This is a genomic window from Roseovarius sp. D0-M9, from assembly GCF_037083805.1.
GTDB lineage: Bacteria > Pseudomonadota > Alphaproteobacteria > Rhodobacterales > Rhodobacteraceae > Roseovarius.
Genome location: NZ_JBAPKZ010000002.1, coordinates 204,488 through 224,353, shown reverse-complemented (window position 1 = coordinate 224,353; position 19,866 = coordinate 204,488). Strand labels below are relative to the sequence as shown.

Sequence of the window (19,866 nt, the reverse complement as noted above, 5' to 3'; positions counted from 1 at the left end):
CATCACACCGCCCGCACGCGCGGATGCTGCCATTTCGCAGCAGGCTCGATCATCAGCTCGTGCAAAGCCCAGACCAATGCATCGACGCGGTCGGGGCTGCCCCGGCCCTCGTATCCTTGCAAGGTCATGGCGCACATTTGGTCCTCCAGCGCACCCAGACCGCGCAGATGATGCACGCGCCCCTGCTCGTAGAGCGCGGCAATGGGCTCAGCTCGCGCCACCTTGCCGCGCGAGGCATGAACGGCTCTGATCGGCACCATAGGGTCGATCTGCCGGATGACTTCCGACACCAGTTCGCCCCCCTGATTGACCTCGGCCACCAACCGCTCAGCACCCCAGCTTTGCATCGCGCGCACCGCTGCCAAGGCCCAGGTCGCCGGGCTGGCCGCAGTCACCGTTTCGTCCGCCAGGACATAGGCCCGCCAGTTCTGCACCGGCCCGCGCGTAACCGCGCCGACCACCACGATGCCGCAGTCATCAGCCTTGGGGCCACCTGTGACCGGTGGATCGACTGCAACAACGATCCGGTCCATCTCGGGCGCAAGCTCCACCCGAAGCGCTTCGAGCGCGGCCGTGGTCCAGAGCGCGCCCTCCGCATCCTCCATCAGGATCCCGTCCAGCTCTTGCCGACCCAGACGCGTCCCTGCATAGCGCGTGCGCACCTCGTCGAGGAAGCTTTCGGCCAGAAAGGCACGGTTCGCTTCGGTGGGCGCACTCGTCACCACGGTCGAGGGAGATTTCAGCAATTCCTTCAGCACGCCGACATTGCGCGGTGTCGTGGTCACGCAGACCCGAGGCCGCTCGCCCAGCCGCAAGGCGAATTGCAGCATGTCCCATGTGTCTTGCGCTTTTTTCCACTTGGCCATTTCATCGACCCACGCACCATCGAATTGCGGTCCACGCAATCCCTCAGGTTCATGCGCTGAAAACACCTGCGCAATGGCGCCGTTGGGCCAGACCAGCCGCGCTTTCGTTGCCTGCCATTCGGGCCGCCGGTCAGGCGGAGAGCAGGCCAATATCCCGCTCTCACCAAAGACCATTACGTCTCTGACTTGGGCAACGGTCTCGCCCACCAGTGCCAGCCGCTTGCAAATCCCCACATCCAGTGGCGCGGATCCTTCGACCATGCTGCGCACCCATTCGGCCCCGGCGCGGGTTTTCCCCCCGCCGCGCCCCCCCATGATGACCCAGGACCGCCAATCGCCCTCGGGCGGCAGTTGGTGATCCATCGCCCAGAACTCGAACAGATAGGGCAGGGCCAGCAGCTCGCCCTCGCTCAGCTCATCGAGGAAAGCGTCCCGGACATCCTGCCCTTCTGAGGCGATCCAGACGGCACCCGATCGAATCCCGTGCGGCGTCCATGTCGAGGGCGTATCCATTGACGATCCCTTGCTCTTTCTTTTTGCGTTGCTCAAGTTGTGTCTCCGCTTCGATTGCCATTTTCAGCCATTGCCTGATGTCTCCCAGAATGCGGCTGCGGTTTTTGATATCTTCAAAGTCCTCTGCTCGGACGCTGTCTGAAAGTGCCTCCAGATCCTCACACATGGCACGCAACTGCCGCTCCAACGTCGTGACGGTCGCGCTCAGGGCCGACTGGCCCTCTTCGGGTGTTATCAAACTCATTCGTGATCACTGCCTCATGCGATTGCGTTGCTTGCCCCACCGCCCGCGCAAAAATGAAAAAGCGACCACCGGGGAGTTACCCCGGGGCCGCTTGCCCATCTCTTCCAGTATGTCACAACCTATACGCGAGACCGTGCGCAAAGTCAAACGAATTCAAGCGGCAGGAAACCCCTAACCGCCCGATATGGTTACCTTTTGTTAAGGTTGGAGAGTGGCCATTGCCACTCTCCGGTGATCCATCAGGCGTTCACATCGACCACGACACGCCCCTTGACCTGGCCCTTCAGAATGTCGCGGCCGAGCTCGGGCAGATCCCCCAGCTTGGCTGCATGAACCATGGCTTCCAGCTTCTCCATTGGCAGGTCGCTCGCAATACGCTTCCACGCCTCGGTGCGCCGCGCAAAGGGCTGCATGACCGAGTCGATGCCCAAGAGGTTTACCCCCCGCAGAATGAAGGGCGTGATCAGCGCGCCCTCGATCGGCGCGCCCCCAGCCAAGCCAATCGCCGCGACGGATGAGCCATACTTCATCTGCTTCAAAACCCGGCCCAGCATTGATCCTGCCACCGCGTCTACGCACCCGGCCCATTGTTCGGCCTCCAGTGGCTTCTTGGTGACTTCGGTCAGGTCATCGCGCGGCACGATCTGCGTCGCGCCCAAGTCCTTCAGGTAGCCTTCGGTCTCGGGCCGCCCCGTCACCGCCGCCACCTCATAGCCCAGATTTGCCAGGATTGCGACGGCCACGCTGCCCACGCCGCCTGCGGCGCCGGTGACCAAAACAGGCCCGGAACCGGGTTTCAGACCCGCATCCTCCAGCGCCATGATCGCCAGCATCGCGGTAAAGCCCGCAGTGCCCACGGCCATCGCCTGCCGCGCGTCCAACCCTTCGGGCATCGGCACCAGCCAATCGGCCTTCACGCGCGCCTTCTGTGCGTAGCCACCCCAATGCGCCTCGCCCACGCGCCAGCCGGTCAGCACGACCTTGTCGCCCGGCTTGTAGCGATCATCGCTCGACGTCTCGACAGTCCCGGCAAAATCAATGCCCGGCACATGCGGATAATTCCGCACCAGCCCGGCCCCCGGACCGATGCACAGACCATCCTTGTAGTTGACCGTCGAATACTCGACCGCCACCGTCACCTCGCCATCTGGCAAGTCGGCCTCGGTCAGCTGCGTCACTTCGGCATGTGTCTTGCCGCTCTCGTCATCTTTGGTCACGACCAATGCGTTGAATGTCATACGTCATCTCCTTCTAAGGTTGCGCCGGGCAATCGCCCGACTTTCATATCCACTCAGCCCCTCGGCGCCCAGTCGGTCTCTGGGTCCATCGGGTAGATGGGGCGCGCCAACTTCTGAAAATCGAAAAGCCCAAGGTTCGAGCTGGTGATGCCCGCGCTCGCGCATTCCACGACGGCCCGCGACAGCGGCTCAAAGACAGGGCGGCAATACATCCGGGACTTGAGGATCAGGAATTTTGCAGAAACAGGGTCTACTCCTGCGCAACTGAACACGCCCAGATCCCATGGCTCGTGCGGCCGCTCGGTCACCAGAACCGTGGCGCTCTCCAGTTGCAGAACGGCCGCGCGCCCCATGTCGCAGGTCTGCCCGGTATAGATCGGCCCGCTGACCACATAGCGGCCCTGGCCCGTGAAGGCGACCGTTCCGCTTAGCTCCAAGGACGGATTGGGGGGAAACCCCTCCAACGGCACCTTGTTGCCGAGGCGCACAGACACTTGCGCACCGCTTCCCGCCTTTGTCATCTGCGCGACCACCTCGGGGTCACAGATCGGCCCGGCGATGATTCCGCGCATCCCGGCCTCCAGCGCCGAGCGGAGCACATCGACTGTGTCGCAGGTGCCTCCCGACATGCAATTGTCCCCGTGATCCAGCAGCAGGACAGGCCCCGCGCCGGGTCGGTCTGCCGCCTGCCGGGCCTCGGCCAGAGAAACATCCAAAGGCGCCTCGCGATAGACAAATCCTTCGCGTCCCGCCCATGCGGCAGCGCCAAGGTCGCATGCCACCTCATGGGCCAGCGCGCCGGTGTCTGCGACAACCACGACCGATACGCCCGCATCCGAAATATCAGACAGGGGAAACCCGCCAAAGATCGTCACAGCCTGCACGCCATCGCGTTCTTCCGCAGCGCGCGCGGCGGCGATCAGATCGGTCATGATCCCCGGCACTTCGGTGTTCATACGCAGGGTTTGTGCCAGAATGGGCGGATGAACCATCGCCATGGCCGGGCGCGCCGCCCCGCAACGTATGGCGTCCATCATGCGCACCACATGTGCGCCCGTTTCGCGCATATCTATGTGAGGATAGGTCTTGAACCCCGCGATGCAGTCGCAACTCTCGATCAGCCGCGCGGTGATATTACCGTGAAGGTCCAGCGCCACGCCGATCGGCACATCCGGCGCCACCTCTCGCAGCCGCGCCAAGAGTTCCCCCTCGCAATCGTCGATCTCCTCGGCCACCATCGCGCCGTGCAGGTCCAGCAGGATCGCATCGCACCCCGCCTCGGCAGCCTTCAGGATCGGCGCACACAGCGCCTCGAACACCTCGCGCTTTGCGGGTCCGCTTGGGTTTGCCGTGGCGCAGAGCGGGGTGACCAACTCGGCACCGATGCGCTCGGCATAGTCTATGAACGCGCCAAAGGCCGTGGCCGAGCCTGCCCCGAACGCCCGCGCGTCTGCGTTGTGAAGCGGTCCGAAATCCTCAAGCGGCGTCGGCACCGGCGAGAACGTGTTGGTCTCATGGTTGAACCTTGCAGCGATGATGCGCATCGTTTGTCTCCTTTACGCTGGGTCCGGTACGGCGGGCTGCTTGGGCCGGGCGATCAGCGTGATACCGATTGACAAAACGATCAAGCCCAGCGCCACGATCTTTTGCCATCCCAGCGGTTCACCCAGTAGATAGGCGGCGGATAATACGCCCACAGTCGGTGCCGTCAGGATGGAAATGGCCGCCACCGTCGCGGGCAACCGCCGCAAAAGGACGGCCCACAGCAAATAGCATGTCGCCATCGGCCCCGCGACGTGAAAGCCGAATACCAGCCATGTCGCAGCGCTGGGCGCGCGCGCAAGACCTTGCGGCTCCAGCCACAGCGCCAGTGGCCAGGCCAGCACCATCGACACCACGAAAAACCACAAGGTCAGCGCCAGTGGCGACAGCGACCACGTGCGCGCTTGCACCAGAACATTGCCGATGGACCACGAAAGCGCCGCCGCCAGCATGAAGAGCGCGCCCGCAGGCGCCGCCACCAATGCGGCGAAATCCACCGATGCCAGCACACCAAGGCCGGCCATTCCGATCAGCACCGCCAGAACGCGCCGCCATCCCAGCCGCTCTTTCAGGAAAACCGACGCAAGAACGGCGGTGATCGCGGGCATCGTATAGGCAATGATCGCTGCCCTCGACGCCTCGGTCAGGGTCTGTCCCAGCGCCGTGGTGATGTTGAAGCCAAAGACCACGAAAATACCGGCAATGACGATAGCGCGCGCCTCACCCGGTTCGGGCCGCAGGCGATGACCCAGCAGCTTGACGATGCACAGCAGCACCAGCGCCCCGCCAGTGAATCCGGCGGCTCTCAGGCTGAGGGGCGGCACCTCGCGCAGCAGGAATTTGACCGTAGGCCAGTTCAGCCCCCACAGGATGCCCACCAGCGCGACCATGGCCAGAATAAAGGGCGTCAGCCGCGGTTCCACTCGGGTTCTCCTGCTCAGATTGCGGCAGGGCGCCAGCCCTCCGTCACGTGCGGGAGCCTTCCATAAACCCTAGCGGCTTTCCATCGCAAAACCGCCACAAGATATTCTAGTGACTTCGGGGGCTTAAATCGCTTAGACCACTCGGGGCTGGGCATTGCCAAAGCCATTCAAGACAGGGATCAGCCGATGCGCACCATTTTCGTCACCGGAACGGCCGGGTTCATCGGTTACCACCTCGCCAAGCACCTCCTGGCCGAAGGCTTCCGCGTTGTCGGCTTTGATGGCATGACCGACTACTACGATGTCGCGCTCAAGCACCGCCGCCACCAGATGCTGCTGCAAACGCCGGGTTTCACTGCACACGAGGGCATGCTTGAGGATATGGACCTGCTACAGCGCTGCGTGCACGAGGCGGCGCCCGATGCCATCGTCCACCTCGCCGGGCAGGCAGGTGTGCGCTACAGCCTCCAAAACCCGCGCAGCTACATTTCGGCTAATATCGAGGGCACATTCAACCTCATGGAGTGTGCACGTGAGATGCCTCCCTCGCATCTGCTGATGGCCTCCACATCATCTGTCTATGGCGCGAATACCGACATGCCGTTCCATGAGGGGCAGCGCGCCGAAATGCCTCTGACCCTTTATGCCGCGACCAAACGCGCGAACGAGCATATGGCCCATTCCTACGCGCATCTGTGGAAGATCCCGACCACGATGTTCCGCTTTTTCACGGTCTACGGCCCGTGGGGGCGCCCTGATCTCGCGCTCTATAAATTCGTCCGTGCCGCCCTCGATGGCGAGGCGATCGACGTCTACAACCATGGCCGCATGGCGCGCGATTTTACCTATGTCGGCGATCTGGTGCGCGGCATCCGCCTCTTGATCGACACGCCCCCGTTGCAGCCGGACAGCCCCGAGGACATCGCGCCCGGCGACAGCCTCAGCGCCGCTGCACCATACCGCGTCGTCAACATCGGCAATGGTGAGCGGGTCGAACTGATGGATTTCATAGCTGCCATCGAGGCCAAGCTGGGCTTCGAGATCAAGAAGAACATGATGGAGATGCAAAAGGGTGACGTGCCTGGCACGTGGGCCGACTCTTCCTTGCTGGAATCGCTCACAGGATATCGCCCGAACACTCCGGTGGTCGAGGGGATCGGCGAATTCGTCGACTGGTATCGCGCCTACCACAAACCCGCGTGATCGCCCTGCGGGCCATCTCGACAACCTGCACGATTTGCGGCACTTCGGGATGGCCATGAACAGCGATTTCCCCCTTACCCGCGACCTCGTCCTGATCGGCGGCGGTCATGCACACGCCCTCGTTCTGCGTAAATGGGGGATGAAGCCGCTGCCGGGCGCGCGGCTGACCCTTATCGATCCGAACCCCAAGGCGCCCTACACCGGCATGTTGCCCGGCCATATTGCCGGTCACTACCCGCGCGAGGCGCTGGATATCGACCTTGGCCGTCTCGCCCGTTTTGCCGGTGCGCGCCTGATCGTCGGGCGCGCCTGCGGGATTGACCGCGCCACGCGCCGCGTGCAGGTCGATGGCCGTCCGGACATCGCCTATGACGTGCTCAGCATTGATATCGGCATCACTTCGGCGCCCATGACGCTCACCGGGTTTGACGCGCACGGCATTGCGGCCAAGCCGCTTGGACCTTTTGCCGATCGTTGGCAGACCTTTGTCGAGGACGTCAGATCAGGCTCTATTCAACCACATTGTGCCATATTGGGCGGCGGTGTAGCCGGGGTTGAGCTGGCCTTGGCGATGCATCACCGACTGTCGCAGGTCACGCCTCATCCTTGCGTCCACGTCATTGACACCAGCGATGCCCTCACCGGGGTCGCCCCGGCGACCGCCCGCATCCTGCGCGGCCGCATGAAGGCCGTCGGGATTGTGCTGATCGAGCAGGCGGATATTGCCGAAATCACCCATGATAGTGTCGAATTAGAGGATGGTGCGTCCATTCCCGCCACGCTTTCCGTGGCCGCCGCAGGCGCGCGGCCCTGGCCATGGCTTGCCCGGACGGGCCTCGCCCTTGCGGATGGTTTCATCACCGTGGATGCCTACCTGCGCAGTGTCGATGATGGCGCCATCTTTGCGGCGGGCGATTGCGCATATCTGCGCCACGCCCCGCGCCCCAAGGCTGGCGTCTATGCTGTACGCGCCGCGCCAATCTTGCTCGACAACCTCCGCTCCGCCCTGATGGGCGCCGTGCCAAAGCGCCGGTTTGAGCCGCAAAAGCAATATCTCAAACTGGTATCCTTGGGCGAGAAGGATGCTGTTGCCGATCGCGGCGCGCTTGGTCTCAGCCTGCCGGGCCTCTGGCGTTGGAAAGACCGCATTGACCAACGTTTCATGCAGAAGTTCCGAGATCTGCCCGCGATGCCCCAGCCCAAACTTCCCCGCGAAATGGCCGATGGCACCGCGCAGGAGCTGACCGATCACCCGATGATCTGCGGCGGTTGTGGTGCCAAGGTCGGTCCCGAAGCCTTGCAATCGGCTCTGTCCGGGGCGCGCACGGGCCTGCGGGACGACGTGCTGATCCGTCCGGGCGATGATGCAGGCGCGCTGCAAATCGGGGATCGCGTTCAGGTCATCACCACGGACCACCTGCGCGCCTTTACCGCCGATCCGTGGCTGATGGCGCGCATTGCCGCCATTCACGCGTTGGGCGATGTCTGGGCAATGGGGGCCGAGCCTCAGGCCGCCCTCGTCAACATCGTCTTGCCCCGGATGAGTGGGCCGTTGCAGGCGCGAACATTGGCTGAAATCATGTCTGCGACCCATGATGTCATGGCCGCTGCCGGGGCCGAGGTCATCGGCGGCCACACCACTCAGGGCGCCGAGATGACCATTGGGTATACCGTCACCGGCCTCATGCCCGAGGGTCGCGCGCCCATCGGTGTCGGCGGTGCGCGCCCCGGCGACCGCCTGATACTGACCGTTGCGCTGGGCACCGGCGCGATCCTTGCTGCCGACATGACAGGCGCTGCGGATGGGAACATCGTGCGAAGCGCACTGGATCATATGGCGTTCAGTCCCCAATCAGCCGTGCAGAGCCTGAATATGGCACATGCCATGACGGATGTGACCGGCTTTGGCCTCGCCGGCCACCTTCTTGCCATCTGCCGCGCAAGCGGTGTCGGAGCGCAGATTGATGGTGACGCTATCCCCCTTCTCTTCGGTGCCGAACACATCCTGCGGGCAGGGCACAGATCGTCGCTTCATGCATCAAACCGCGCCTTTGCCGCCCCGTCCATGACAGGCCTCGGCGCCGGACCCCAGCATGACATTCTCTTTGATCCTCAGACCGCTGGTGGCTTTCTGGCCGCAATCGCCCCAAGGGATGCCCAGCGCGCTCTCGAGAGCCTTCACCAGATGGGCATGACCGCCACTGATATCGGCGCAATCACTGATGCGCCGCCCGGTATCAGCCTGCGCTAGCCGTCTCGATTACTGCCATCAGATCGGGCAACGCCGCCCGCAGCGCCGCGTCGTCCAGCGCAGGCAAACTCACAGCGCGCGCCTGCGCGGTCTCATGCCGCTCGCGTGCCCGCTGATAGCCTGGATCGTAGTGCTCGCGGATCAATTCTTCTGCCAATGCGGTGAAATCGCCGGTCGCCACCATCTCTTGCCAATGATCCACCGTCTCATGTCCGCGCAGCGGGCGCAGCAGATCGAGGCTCGCGCAGAGTTCTTCGGGCTGGTCCGTCATGTCGCTATAGGCATTGGCCAGATAGCGCGCCCGCGCCTCCGCCGGCGCTGTCACGCGTATGACGGGCGCCGACTTCATTGCTGTCCAGAGGCTGGGCGGCACGATACGCGTTCCGACTTTGTGCGATTCGGCCTCGATCACCACAGGCCGTGCTGGATCGAGCGCCGCGATTTTCTGCGCAAGCCGCCCCTCGAACAGCTTTTGTGGCGGTTGCCCGCCCGCCCGCGCGCCAAGGGCCGAGCCGCGATGGTTGGCCAGCCCTTCAAGGTCGATGACCTGAACACCGCTTTCCTCAAGCAATTCCAGAAGCCGGGTCTTGGCCGTTCCAGTGTTGCCATCCAGCAGCACGGGCCGCAGTGCCAGCGTACTCTCGTAGAGCATCTGCACCACCAGCCGCCGATATGCCCGATACCCGCCCTCCAGCAGGCGCACGCGCCAGCCGATCTGCTCCAAAATCGAAGCGAAAGAGCCTGATCTCTGTCCCCCGCGCCAGCAATAGACCAGCGGCTGCCAACTGCCGTCATGCCGCGCCAGTGGCCCTTCCAGATGCGCCGCGACATTGCGCGCGACCAGCGATGCGCCGATGCGCCGCGCCTTGAACCGGTCTTCTTGCACATAGATCGTGCCCACCTCGGCTCGCTCGGCATCATCGAGGCTGGGCAGGTTGATTGCGCCCGGCAGGTGATCCTCGGCAAACTCGCTGGGCGAGCGGGCATCAATAAGCGTATCGCAAGGCAGCGCGGCCAGTTGGCCGATATGGGTCAGGTTCAGCTTCATGCGATGTGACTACTGCCTATTGCAGGGGCTGAAAACGACAATCTTGCCGCGGTCCCCCGCGGCTAGCTGAACGTCTGCCACCCTGCGTCGGGGGCAAAACGCGCACCATGCTCCGCCTCCAACTCTTCGAGGCGCTTGACCACCGCGTCGACGCCCCGCTCGCGCGCGTAGTGCATCGGCCCCCCGCGAAACGGGGCCCATCCGGTGGCAAAGATCATGGCGGCGTCGATATCATCGGCCTCCTGCGCCGTGCCTTGGCGCAAAACCTCGGCACAGGCGTTCAGCATCGGCAGGATGAGCCGGTCGGTCAGATCCGCGGGCGCGCCGGCGTCGCTGTCGGGATGCGGCGTGCCATCGGACCAGTCGTAATACCCCTTGCCCGCCTTCTTGCCGGTCTCGCCCGCCGCCACCTTGGCGCGCAGAGTGTCCGATATGGGCGCAAGCGGCGTCTTCAGCCCCTCAGACAGGCTGACCGCCACATGCAGCCCGATATCTAGGCCCACCTGATCGGCCAGTGTCACCGGCCCCATCGGCATGCCAAAGCGCAAGGCAGCGGTGTCGATCGTCTCCTTCGCCACGCCCTCATCCATCAGGATCATCGCCTCCATCATGTAAGGGACCAAGGCGCGGTTCACGAGAAAACCGGGCGCGTCGCCCACATGCACCGGCAGCTTCTTGATCGCGCCGCAGAAGGCGGCAAGGCGCGCTGCCGTCTCGTCCGACGTCTTCGGCCCCCGGATTACCTCGACGAGGTCGATGCGCGAGACGGGGTTGAAAAAATGCAGCCCGGCGAAATGTGCGGCATCGGGCGCATGGGCCGCCAGGTCGGCCAACGACAGGCTGGAGGTATTGCTGGCCAGTATCGCGCCCGCCTTGATTTTAGGTTTCAGGTCGTCGTAGATCCCTTGCTTGGTTTCCATTGTCTCTGGTCCGGCCTCGATGATGAGGTCCGCAGAAGCGATGCCATACCCCTTGGGATCCGGCATCAACCTGTCCAGCGCATCGCGCTTTTCGAGACTACTCAGGTGTTTGGAGTCGCATATATCGCCCGCCTGCTTGATCGCGCGCCCCAGTGCCTCGGGGGACAAATCGCCCAAGGTCACGCGCTTGCCACCGATGGCGGACACGGCGGCGATTTCGGCGCCCATCGCGCCCGCCCCGATGACATGAACATGCGTGATGCCATCCTTGCCCTTGGCATTGCCGCGCAGCCGCCGGCGCAGGAAAAACGCGCGCTGGAGGCTCTGCGACGTCTCAGTCTGCAAAAGCTGGCCAAAGGATGCGATCTCAGCCTTCTGCATTGCCGTCGCATCATCGCCATGCTCTTCCCAGAGGTCGATCAGCGCATGGGGCGCGGGATAGTGGGCCTTTGGTGCTTTCTTCTCGGTCTTGCTGCGCATCTGCCGCGCCGCATAGCCGCGCGCGGTGGCATAGCTCAGGGCGTGCGCTTTCAGGCCCCTGTCCTGGCCTTCCATCTTGCCATTCGCCGCCGACAGAACGGCGGCCGCAACGTGGCGCTCTTCGACAACGGCATCCAGCAGGCCCAGCGCCTTGGCCTTCTTGGTATGCGCGCTCTTGCCGGTAAGCATCAGGGTCATCGCCTCCACCGGGTTGATCAGCGCCAGCGACCGGAATGTGCCGCCAAGGCCCGGATGCAGGCCCAATTGCACCTCGGGAAAGGCAAAGGACGCGCCGCGCACGCCGATCCGCATATCGCAGGCCAATGCCATTTCGAATCCGCCGCCCAGACAGGCCCCATGGACCACGCAGATGGTCGGGCACTTCAACGCCGCCAGGCGGTCGAACACGGCATGCCCCTCGCGCAACAGCGTCTCGGGGTCGTCTGCCACATCCTTGAATTCCGAGATGTCGGCCCCGGCGGCAAATCCCGCCTCCTTGGCCGAGCGAATGACCAATGCCTTGGGCAAATCGGCCTCCGCAGCCGCAAGGTGTTGATCGAGCTCTTCCAGCACGCGCCGCGAGATGACGTTGGTGCCACCCGCTTCACAGTCCATGGCCAGCCAGAGGATGCCGCTTGCATCCCTCCCGCTGCGCCAATTGCCCTGCCGCGCACCTGTACCGCCCATTTCGCGCCGCTCGGCGCCCAGAAATTCCATCACTGTTCCGCTCATTGCACAGCCTCCAGCATCATCGCGCCACCAAGGCCGCCACCGATACATTCGGTCGCGATCCCGCGCTTGGCGCCGCGCGTTTTCATCGCATTGGCCAGATGCAGAACGATGCGGTTGCCACTGGTGCCCACGGGATGCCCCAGCGAAATGGCACCGCCATCCACGTTCAGCCGGTTGCGGTCAATCCGCCCGAAGGCAGCATCGTATCCCAGGACCTCGCGGCAGAAGTCCTCATCCGCCCAAGCCTCGACGCAGGACAGCACCTGCGCGGCAAACGCCTCGTTCAGCTCCCACAGATCGACATCGTCACAGCCCAGCCCCTGCCGCTGCGCGATTGGCGTCGACGCCAGAACCGGACCCAGCCCCATAATGGAAGGGTCCAGCCCCGCCCATTCGCTATCGGTGATTTCGGCCAGCGGCTCCAGCCCGTGCACATTGACCGCCTTTTCTGAGGCCACGATGACCCAGCTGGCCCCATCTGTGATCTGGCTGGAGTTGCCCGCCGTCACCTTGCCGTAAGGTTTCTCGAACACAGGCTTCGGCTTGGCCAGCCCGGCCATATCGCTATCGGGGCGCACGCCGTCGTCATGGTCATGGACCGTGCCATCGGGGCCAAACGCAGGAACCACCTCGCCCAGCAGGTCGCCATTCACTTGTGCGGCGGCAAGACGATGGTGGCTTTGCATTGCGTATTCATCCGCCATCTGACGGTCGATGCCAAAGCGATGCGCCAGGATCTCGGCTGTCTGGCCCATGCTGAGATCGGTGATCGGATCGGTCAGACCCCGCTCAAGTCCTACCACCGGCTTGAAGAAATCGGGCCGGATCCCGCCCAGCAGCTTCAGCTTCTCCACCGGGCTGCGGGCCGTGCTCAGATTGCCCAGCCATTCCGCCGCCGATTGCCGCAGGATGAGGGGGGTATGGCTCAGCGCTTCGGCTCCGCCCGCAAGGATCATGTCGTGACTGCCCGACCGGATATAGCGGTAGGCGGTGTCGATGCTCTGCATCCCCGAGCCGCAGTTGATCTGCATTGTAAAGGCGACCATCCGCTCACCCAGTCCAAGGCGCAGGGCTGCGACGCGGGCCGGGTTCATCTCGTCCGCGATCACGTTGACGCATCCCAGGATCACCAGATCCAGCGCCTCGCGCGCAAGGGGCTGACGCGCCAGCAGGGGCCGCCCACATTGCACCGCCAGATCGACGGGCGTGAAAGGGCCGGGCGCACCCCGCGCTTTCAGAAACGGCGTGCGCGCGCCATCCACCAGGAATACTCGGCTCGATTGCGTCATTCTGCGGCCTCCTCAGGCTTGTGCTTGGGTGCGTCGCGGCCCTCGCCGTCGGGGATCAGCCCCGGAAAGTAGTGGCCCAGCTCTTCGGGGTCGAAATCGTCTACGGCGATGACGCGTGAAACCAGATCGTTCATGTCGTTTATCTGGCTCAGCTCCGCCGCGCTGATGATGCCGGCGTCGCGGCCCTCGCGCGGCGTCTTGCTTGCGTCGCGCAGACGTTTCATCGCCGGGGCCATCGCGGTGACGCGTCCATAGCAGTCATTGAGCAGCGATATCCCCGGATGGCTGCAACTGCCCGCGATATCGCCCGTGATGCGGTCGCGCGCGGGCGAAGGTGTATAGATCAGGTCACTACAGGCTTCGACCAGCGCGTCATCCGGCCCTTTCTCGCGCCGTCCGGGCCAGGTTATGCCCCGCAGGATCCACGCGGCCCAGCGCGCGGGCAGGTTCACGATCACATCGTCCAGCGCGACCTGAATCCGCTGAAACGCAATTTCAGCGGTGTAATTCAAAACGGGCAGGTCGGCCTTTTGCCGCCCCTCGTCCTCCCATCGCTTCAATGCGGCAGAGAGGATGTACATCTCGGACAGGATGTCGCCCATGCGGGTCGACAGCATCTCCTTGCGTTTCAGCGCGCCGCCCAGCGTCAGGAAACACACATCGGCGGTCAGCGCATAGGCCGCCGACCAGCGGCCAAGCCTGCGGTAGATATGCGTGGCGGGCCCGGCAAAGGGGGCGGGGGAAAACCGCCCTCCCGTCAGCGCCCGGCCCCACGCACGAAACAGCGTCTTGCCGGTATGACCGATATGCGCCCAGATGGACTTGTCGAACGCATCGAGCGATTTTTGACGGTCCGGCTCCTGCAAGGCCATCATGTTGTCCAGCATATGGGGATGCGCCCGGATCGAGCCTTGGCCGAATATGATCAGGCTCCGCGTGACGATATTCGCGCCTTCCACCGTGATCCCGATGGGCACCGCGCGATAGAGGGCCAGAAGGTAATTCGACGGCCCGTCAATCACCGCCTTGCCGGAATGAACATCCATCGCGTCATTCAGCGCCTCGCGCATCCGAAAGGTCGCATGCGCCTTCATGATGGCCGAAATCACCGATAGCGCGCGCCCCTCGTCAAGACCCGCGCAGGTCAGGTGCCGGGCCGCGTCCATGGCATAGGCATCCGCCGCCAGCCTGCCCATGCAGATCTGCACGCCGCCGAATTTGCCGATCGGCAGGCGGAATTGCTCGCGGATGCGCGCGTAGGCGCCCGTTGTATGCGCGCTCAGCGCGATGGCGGCGCACCCCATCGAGGGCAGGGAAATACCCCGCCCCGCTGCCAGCGCAGACATCAACATCATCCAGCCGCGCCCTGCATACTCCGGCCCGCCGATGATGTTTTCCAGCGGGATGAACACATCCTTGCCGGTCGTCGGCCCATTCATGAACATGGTGGACGAGGGGATATGCCTGCGCCCCGTCTCGACCCCGTCCAGATCCGTCGGCACCAGCGCGCAGGTGATGCCTATGTCCTCGGTATCGCCAATCAGGCCGTCCGGATCGCGCAGCTTGAACGCAAGCCCCAGCACGGTGCAAACCGGCGACAGCGTGATATACCGCTTGGCCCAGTTCAGGCGGATGCCCAGCACTTCCTCGCCCTGCCAGTCCCCCTTGCAGATGACGCCTTCGTCGATCATTGCGCCTGCGTCACTGCCCGCCTCGGCGCTCGTCAGGCCAAAGGCGGGCAATTCGCGGCCATCGGCAAGGCGTGGCATCCAATAGTCGCGCTGCGCCTCGGTCCCGAATTGATGCAGCAACTCGCCCGGTCCCAACGAATTGGGCACCATGACCGTCACCGCTGCCGCAACCGACCGCGTCGAGATAAAGCGCACGATCTCGCTGTGTGCAAAGGCCGAAAACTCCAGCCCGCCATGCGATTCGGGGATGATGATCCCAAAGAACTTGTGCTTGCGCAGAAACGCCCAGACCTCGGGCGACAGATCCGCGTCTGTTTGATTGATCTCCCAATCATCCAGCATATCGCACAGCTGGCGGCATGGCCCGTCCAGAAACGCCTGTTCCTGTTCGGTCAGTTTTGGCGCGCGAACGCCTTGCAGCTTGGACCAGTCCGGGTTGCCGGAAAACAGCTCTGCCTCCCACCAGACTTCGCCAGCGGTCAGGGCCTCGCGCTCGGTATCCGACAGGGCGGGCAAGGCGCGCTGCGCCCAGCGGTGTATCGGGCGGGTGATGTATCTGGCGCGAAACGAAGACATGGCAGGCTCCCTATTGGGCACAGTGGCAACGCACGCATGCGCCCATGTGTTCCCATGCAGGGCTCCCGTCCCTGACGCAGCGCAAGCGTTACCCTACCGTCATCATAGCCCGGTTTGACGACAAAAATATACGCCTGCGCGGCTTCTTCAGGCGCCCAGATCGATCTCGGCTTGGGATTTGGTCAGATCGTCGATGCTGCGCAGCTGGCCGATCAGGGCCTCCATCTTGTCCACTGGGATCATGTTTGGCCCATCGCTTGGTGCGGTATCTGGCGCTTCGTGCGTTTCGATGAAGAGGGCCGATACACCCACCGCGACAGCCGCGCGCGCTAGCACCGGCGCAAATTCGCGCTGCCCGCCTGACGTGGTGCCTTGCCCGCCGGGCTGCTGCACCGAATGGGTGGCGTCAAAGACGACCGGATACCCTGTCCGCGCCATCACTGGCAGGCCGCGAAAATCGCTGACCAGCGTGTTGTAGCCAAAGGATGTGCCCCGATCGCACAGCATGATGCGCGTGTTGCCGGTGCTGGCGATTTTTTCGGCGACATTCTCCATGTCCCACGGCGCAAGGAACTGCCCCTTCTTAACGTTGATCGCGCAGCCCGTCTCGCCGGCCGCCAGCAAAAGGTCGGTCTGGCGGCAGAGAAACGCGGGGATCTGGATCACATCCACCACCTCGCCCGCCGGCGCGCACTGATGCGCGTCATGCACATCCGTCAGGACCGGGCAGCCGAATTCATCGCGAATCTTGTCAAGGATGCTCAGGCCCTCATCCATGCCCAGCCCCCGCTGCGTCGACAACGAGGATCGGTTCGCCTTGTCATAGCTCGCCTTGAAGATGAAGCGCGTGCCCGTTGGCGCGCAGGCCTCGGCAATCCGCCCCGCCATCATGCGCGCGTGATCCAGGCTTTCCAGCTGGCAAGGTCCGGTGATCAGCGCGAATGGCGCGCGCCCGCCGATCTCGATGTCGCCGATGGTGATGCTGCGTGTTTCGATCATTGTGCCTCCAATGCCGCCTCGATGCGGGCGACGTCCTCGGGGTTGTTCAGCTCCCAGAAAAGACGCCCGCGCGCGTCCACCTCGACACAGCGCACCGGCATCCCGGCAGAGAGAAAGCGCAACTGCTCCAGCCCCTCCAGCGTCTCGAGCGTGCTGATGGGCGCCTCGACATATGCCTTCAGCGCGTCCGGCCGATAGGCATAGACGCCGACATGGTGAAACACCGGAATCGGCGTGGGCAGCTTGCCGGGGGCGATATAGGGCAGCACTTCCTTGGAAAAATAGAGCGCGTTCTGCTTTGCGTCAAAGACCGCCGTCGTGCCGCCCACGCGGCCATTCTGACGGTCCTCGACGAAGTTGTCGTAGGTCTGCCGGTCGCAGCGCAGCACGGGCGTCGCCATCATCGCGGTGGGATCGGCCTGCATGGCCGCGATCAGCTCTTCCACGAACCATGGGGGTGTCAGCGGCGCGTCGCCCTGAAAATTGACCACCAGATCGGGCCTGCCGTCCAACTGGGCCAGCGCATCGGCGCAGCGCGCCGTGCCGTTCTCGCAGGTCGAGGAGGTCATCACCACTGCGGCGCCGAAACTGCGCGCGTGCTCGGCGATGCGGGCGTCATCGGTGGCGACATACACGGCATCGACCCCCTCAATCGCGCAGGCTGCTTCCCAACTCATGCGAATGAGGCTCTTGGCGCTGCCATCCTTCTGGCGGATATCGACCAGCGGCTTGCCGGGATAGCGCGTCGAGGCATAGCGCGCGGGAATGAAGATGACGGTTTTCATGTGCGGCCTTTCAGGTAGGTGCAAGGCTTCATACACCATAACGCTGGCCAAGGGGCAATCGCTCGCGCGCGCTCAGTCGATCCGATGCGCGGCGCTCAAAGCTCTCTCAGATCGGCCAGCGCGCGGTTCTCGGCCCGAATGCGCACCCAGAGCATTGCGGCATTGAGCAAGGTGAACAGCACCGCGACCCAGACCAGCCCCAGCACCATCGGCGCGACGATGATCTCGGCCACGACCAGAACGTAATTGGGATGCCGCAGATGTCGGAACGGGCCGCGCTTCACCAGCGGCGCGCGCAGGATGATGATGCGCGTGGTCCAACGGGGGCCAAGCGTCGCCAATATCCACACGCGCAACACCTGAAGCACGGCAAAAATGGCTAGCCAGCCCGGCGAGACAGGCTGGCCCATTCCGAACATGATCAGGCAGAGGATCCAGAGGCTGTGCATTGCCACCATCACCGGGTAATGGCCCGCGCCCACCTCATAAGCGCCGCGCGCCATCAGGCGGGCGGTGTTGATCCGCGCGATGACCAGCTCGCTCAGCCGTTGCAGCACGATAAAGCCGAGAAAGAGCGCGGCGCCGATTTCCATCAGGCCGCCCGTTCGGTCATATTTTCCGCGACATACAAAGGCAGATAGGATGCGGTAAATCCGGGGCCCAGCGCGCAGGCCATCATCTGCCCCGTAGCCCCGGCATCCAGCACGGCGCGCAGCACAAAAAGCACGGTCGGCGCAGACATGTTGCCGCATTGGCGCAGCACCCGGCGCTCGGCGTCCAGACTGCCCGCCGCCAGATCCATCGCCTCTTCGATCGCGGCAATCACCTTGGCGCCGCCGGGATGGCAGACATAGCGGTCAATCCTTGCGGGCGTCAGATCGGCGGCCGCCAGCGCGCCTGCCGTCGCGGCGCCGAAATGCTCGGCAACGAAGGCGGGGATGGAGCGGTCAAAAACAACGCCAAGGCCGGTATCATCGACGTCCCAGCCCATGATGCCCAGCGTATCGGGCCATGTCATCTGGTGGCCTCGGCCCAGCGTGACATGCGCGCCGCGCGGTGCATCCGTGCTGATGCAGGCCGCCGCCGCGCCGTCGCCAAAGAGGACCGCCGCGATGATATCCGCCTTTTGCAGCCGGTCCGACCGAAACGACAGCGAGCAGGTCTCGACCACTACCAGCAGCACCTTTGACCCAGCATCCCCGCGCGCCAACGCGGCGGCAGTCGCCAGCCCACTGACACCGCCCGCACATCCAAGGCCAAAGATTGGCACGCGCATCACGTCATCGCGAAACCCCATTTCGCCCAGCACCCGCGCCTCCAGCGTCGGTGTGGCGATCCCGGTGGAGGAGACGGTGACGATGCAATCCACCTCCCAAGCGGCCCAGCCCGCATCATTGAGCGCGGTGCGGGCCGCGTCGATAAAAAGCGCGCCGGCGCCGGCGACATAGGCCGCGCTGCGATCCTTCCAGCCATGCTTCTGCGTGAACCAGTCGAGTGGCACGACCGAATGGCGCTGCTCAATGCCAGAGGTCTCGAATGTCTTGGCCAGACGCGAGAACTGCGGATACCTGTCGCCAAATATTTCGGCGGCGCGCGACGCCACCTCGGCTTGGTTCAGGCAATAAGGCGGCAGCGCAGTGGCGAGGCCATGAAGATGGGCGGACATATCCGATCCTTTGCGCGTCAAGGTCTGGTGCGTCGCACCAGCCCTCAGCCAAAGCTAGCATGAGCCGCTTTGATAACCACCGCTCCCCGCTGCCCGTTCCCGCGGCGCCTCGTCAGGTCGCCTGCAAACCGCCCCCCAGCGGCACACGGCACAGCGCGTGAAATCGCCCGCTTGCATCCTCGCCCATCAGGGTCAGCGCGTCGATCCAGAAGGGGCATGGCAAGAGCGGCTCCAGCAGGGGGAGCAGCGCTGCCTCCACCGCGCCAGCCTCTGCCTCCTTCAGCGGGCCGGTCAGCGTTGCGTGAAACTGAAACCGCTCCATCACATGGGGATACCCCCATCGCAGCAATAGCGCATCGGCCTCGGGCGACAGGCGGCTACGCCTGCGCCGCGCAATCTCGTCCCCGGTCAGGGGCGCGCGAAACGGATCGAGTTGGCGCACCGCCTCGGCGGCCAGCGCATTCAGCGCGGCGCTATCACTCTCGGGCCGCAAGCATAAAAATCGGCCCATCCGTGCCAGCTTCAGTGCATCCAGTCGGACAGGTGGCCGGCTCAGGGCAAGGCTGTGAAACGCGGCACACAAGCCATCCTCGGTCTTGCCGGGGGCAAGGCGAAAGGGTGCCTTGATCGTCGCGTGAAAGCCGTAGGTGCGCGGCCTTGCGGTAATCTCGCACAAGGAGGTGCCCGGTATTTCAGGCGCGAACTCGGGCGCATCCACCTCGGCAGAGGCAACCGGATCCCAGCCCAGCCAAGCGGCCCCGAACCGCGCAAGCGGGCCAGGCGGCGGCGTCCAGTAGACGGCGTATCGCATGAAGGTGTCGGGTGGCACAGGTGGCTGCCTCGTGATCTCGAAAACGGAACGCATCCGGCATGACAGAACCGGCGCTTGATGCAAATGCC

The 19,866-nt window shown here is 64.1% G+C and carries 16 protein-coding genes; 2 read left to right on the top strand and 14 right to left on the bottom strand.

Annotated elements, in window-relative coordinates:
* Positions 1 to 2: 2 nt before the first annotated feature.
* The 5 genes from V8352_RS02750 to V8352_RS02730 form a co-directional block, all read right to left on the bottom strand.
* A complete protein-coding gene (locus V8352_RS02750) occupies positions 3 to 1,379 on the bottom strand; it encodes a DNA-packaging protein (RefSeq protein ID WP_336422719.1) in 1,377 nt (458 codons plus the stop codon).
* Complete coding sequence (locus V8352_RS02745) at positions 1,282 to 1,623, bottom strand: hypothetical protein (RefSeq protein WP_336422718.1); 342 nt, start codon at positions 1,621 to 1,623, stop codon at positions 1,282 to 1,284. Before V8352_RS02745 ends, V8352_RS02750 begins: the two co-directional genes overlap by 98 nt.
* Before the next feature lie 239 nt (positions 1,624 to 1,862).
* Complete coding sequence (gene acuI / locus V8352_RS02740) at positions 1,863 to 2,861, bottom strand: acryloyl-CoA reductase (protein ID WP_336422717.1); 999 nt, start codon at positions 2,859 to 2,861, stop codon at positions 1,863 to 1,865.
* Positions 2,862 to 2,914: 53 nt separating this feature from the next.
* Positions 2,915 to 4,405, bottom strand: a complete 1,491-nt coding sequence (locus V8352_RS02735; RefSeq protein WP_336422716.1) for a M81 family metallopeptidase — start codon at positions 4,403 to 4,405, stop codon at positions 2,915 to 2,917.
* Positions 4,406 to 4,417: 12 nt separating this feature from the next.
* Positions 4,418 to 5,326, bottom strand: coding sequence for a DMT family transporter (locus V8352_RS02730; protein ID WP_336422715.1), 909 nt, complete (start codon positions 5,324 to 5,326; stop codon positions 4,418 to 4,420).
* Positions 5,327 to 5,512: 186 nt separating this feature from the next.
* On the opposite strand from V8352_RS02730, the gene V8352_RS02725 reads away from it, so the two are divergent.
* Positions 5,513 to 6,529, top strand: a complete 1,017-nt coding sequence (locus V8352_RS02725) for an NAD-dependent epimerase/dehydratase family protein (RefSeq protein ID WP_336422714.1) — start codon at positions 5,513 to 5,515, stop codon at positions 6,527 to 6,529.
* Between the two features lie 55 nt (positions 6,530 to 6,584).
* Positions 6,585 to 8,780 (top strand): selenide, water dikinase SelD, encoded by a 2,196-nt coding sequence (gene selD / locus V8352_RS02720; protein ID WP_336422713.1) that lies wholly within the window; start codon positions 6,585 to 6,587, stop codon positions 8,778 to 8,780.
* Here selD and mnmH read toward each other — a convergent pair.
* The 9 genes from mnmH to V8352_RS02675 all read right to left on the bottom strand — a co-directional run bounded on the left by mnmH (position 8,767) and on the right by V8352_RS02675 (position 19,831).
* Entirely contained in the window at positions 8,767 to 9,828 is a 1,062-nt protein-coding gene (gene mnmH / locus V8352_RS02715; protein ID WP_336422712.1) for a tRNA 2-selenouridine(34) synthase MnmH, read from the bottom strand. The genes selD and mnmH overlap by 14 nt on opposite strands.
* Before the next feature lie 62 nt (positions 9,829 to 9,890).
* Positions 9,891 to 11,960, bottom strand: a complete 2,070-nt coding sequence (locus V8352_RS02710; protein WP_336422711.1) for a 3-hydroxyacyl-CoA dehydrogenase NAD-binding domain-containing protein — start codon at positions 11,958 to 11,960, stop codon at positions 9,891 to 9,893.
* Complete coding sequence (locus V8352_RS02705) at positions 11,957 to 13,249, bottom strand: acetyl-CoA C-acetyltransferase (RefSeq protein WP_336422710.1); 1,293 nt, start codon at positions 13,247 to 13,249, stop codon at positions 11,957 to 11,959. Before V8352_RS02705 ends, V8352_RS02710 begins: the two co-directional genes overlap by 4 nt.
* The gene (locus V8352_RS02700) at positions 13,246 to 15,516 is read right to left on the bottom strand and encodes an acyl-CoA dehydrogenase (RefSeq protein ID WP_336422709.1); all 2,271 of its coding nucleotides are present in this window, start codon (positions 15,514 to 15,516) and stop codon (positions 13,246 to 13,248) included. Before V8352_RS02700 ends, V8352_RS02705 begins: the two co-directional genes overlap by 4 nt.
* Before the next feature lie 147 nt (positions 15,517 to 15,663).
* Positions 15,664 to 16,515 carry a 3-deoxy-8-phosphooctulonate synthase gene (gene kdsA, locus V8352_RS02695; protein ID WP_336422708.1) on the bottom strand — a complete coding sequence of 284 codons (852 nt, stop codon included), beginning with the start codon at positions 16,513 to 16,515 and terminating at the stop codon, positions 15,664 to 15,666.
* Positions 16,512 to 17,300: a 3-deoxy-manno-octulosonate cytidylyltransferase gene (locus V8352_RS02690; protein ID WP_336422707.1), complete on the bottom strand. Its 789-nt coding sequence runs from the start codon at positions 17,298 to 17,300 to the stop codon at positions 16,512 to 16,514. Before V8352_RS02690 ends, kdsA begins: the two co-directional genes overlap by 4 nt.
* A 95-nt stretch (positions 17,301 to 17,395) precedes the next feature.
* Positions 17,396 to 17,893, bottom strand: a complete 498-nt coding sequence (locus tag V8352_RS02685) for an isoprenylcysteine carboxyl methyltransferase family protein (RefSeq protein ID WP_336422706.1) — start codon at positions 17,891 to 17,893, stop codon at positions 17,396 to 17,398.
* Complete coding sequence (locus V8352_RS02680; protein WP_336422705.1) at positions 17,893 to 18,966, bottom strand: type III polyketide synthase; 1,074 nt, start codon at positions 18,964 to 18,966, stop codon at positions 17,893 to 17,895. The genes V8352_RS02685 and V8352_RS02680 overlap by 1 nt, the downstream gene beginning before the upstream one ends.
* Positions 18,967 to 19,078: 112 nt before the next feature.
* On the bottom strand, positions 19,079 to 19,831 hold the full coding sequence (locus V8352_RS02675) for a DUF1045 domain-containing protein (protein WP_336422704.1): 753 nt from the start codon (positions 19,829 to 19,831) through the stop codon (positions 19,079 to 19,081).
* Between the last annotated feature and the right edge of the window lie 35 nt (positions 19,832 to 19,866).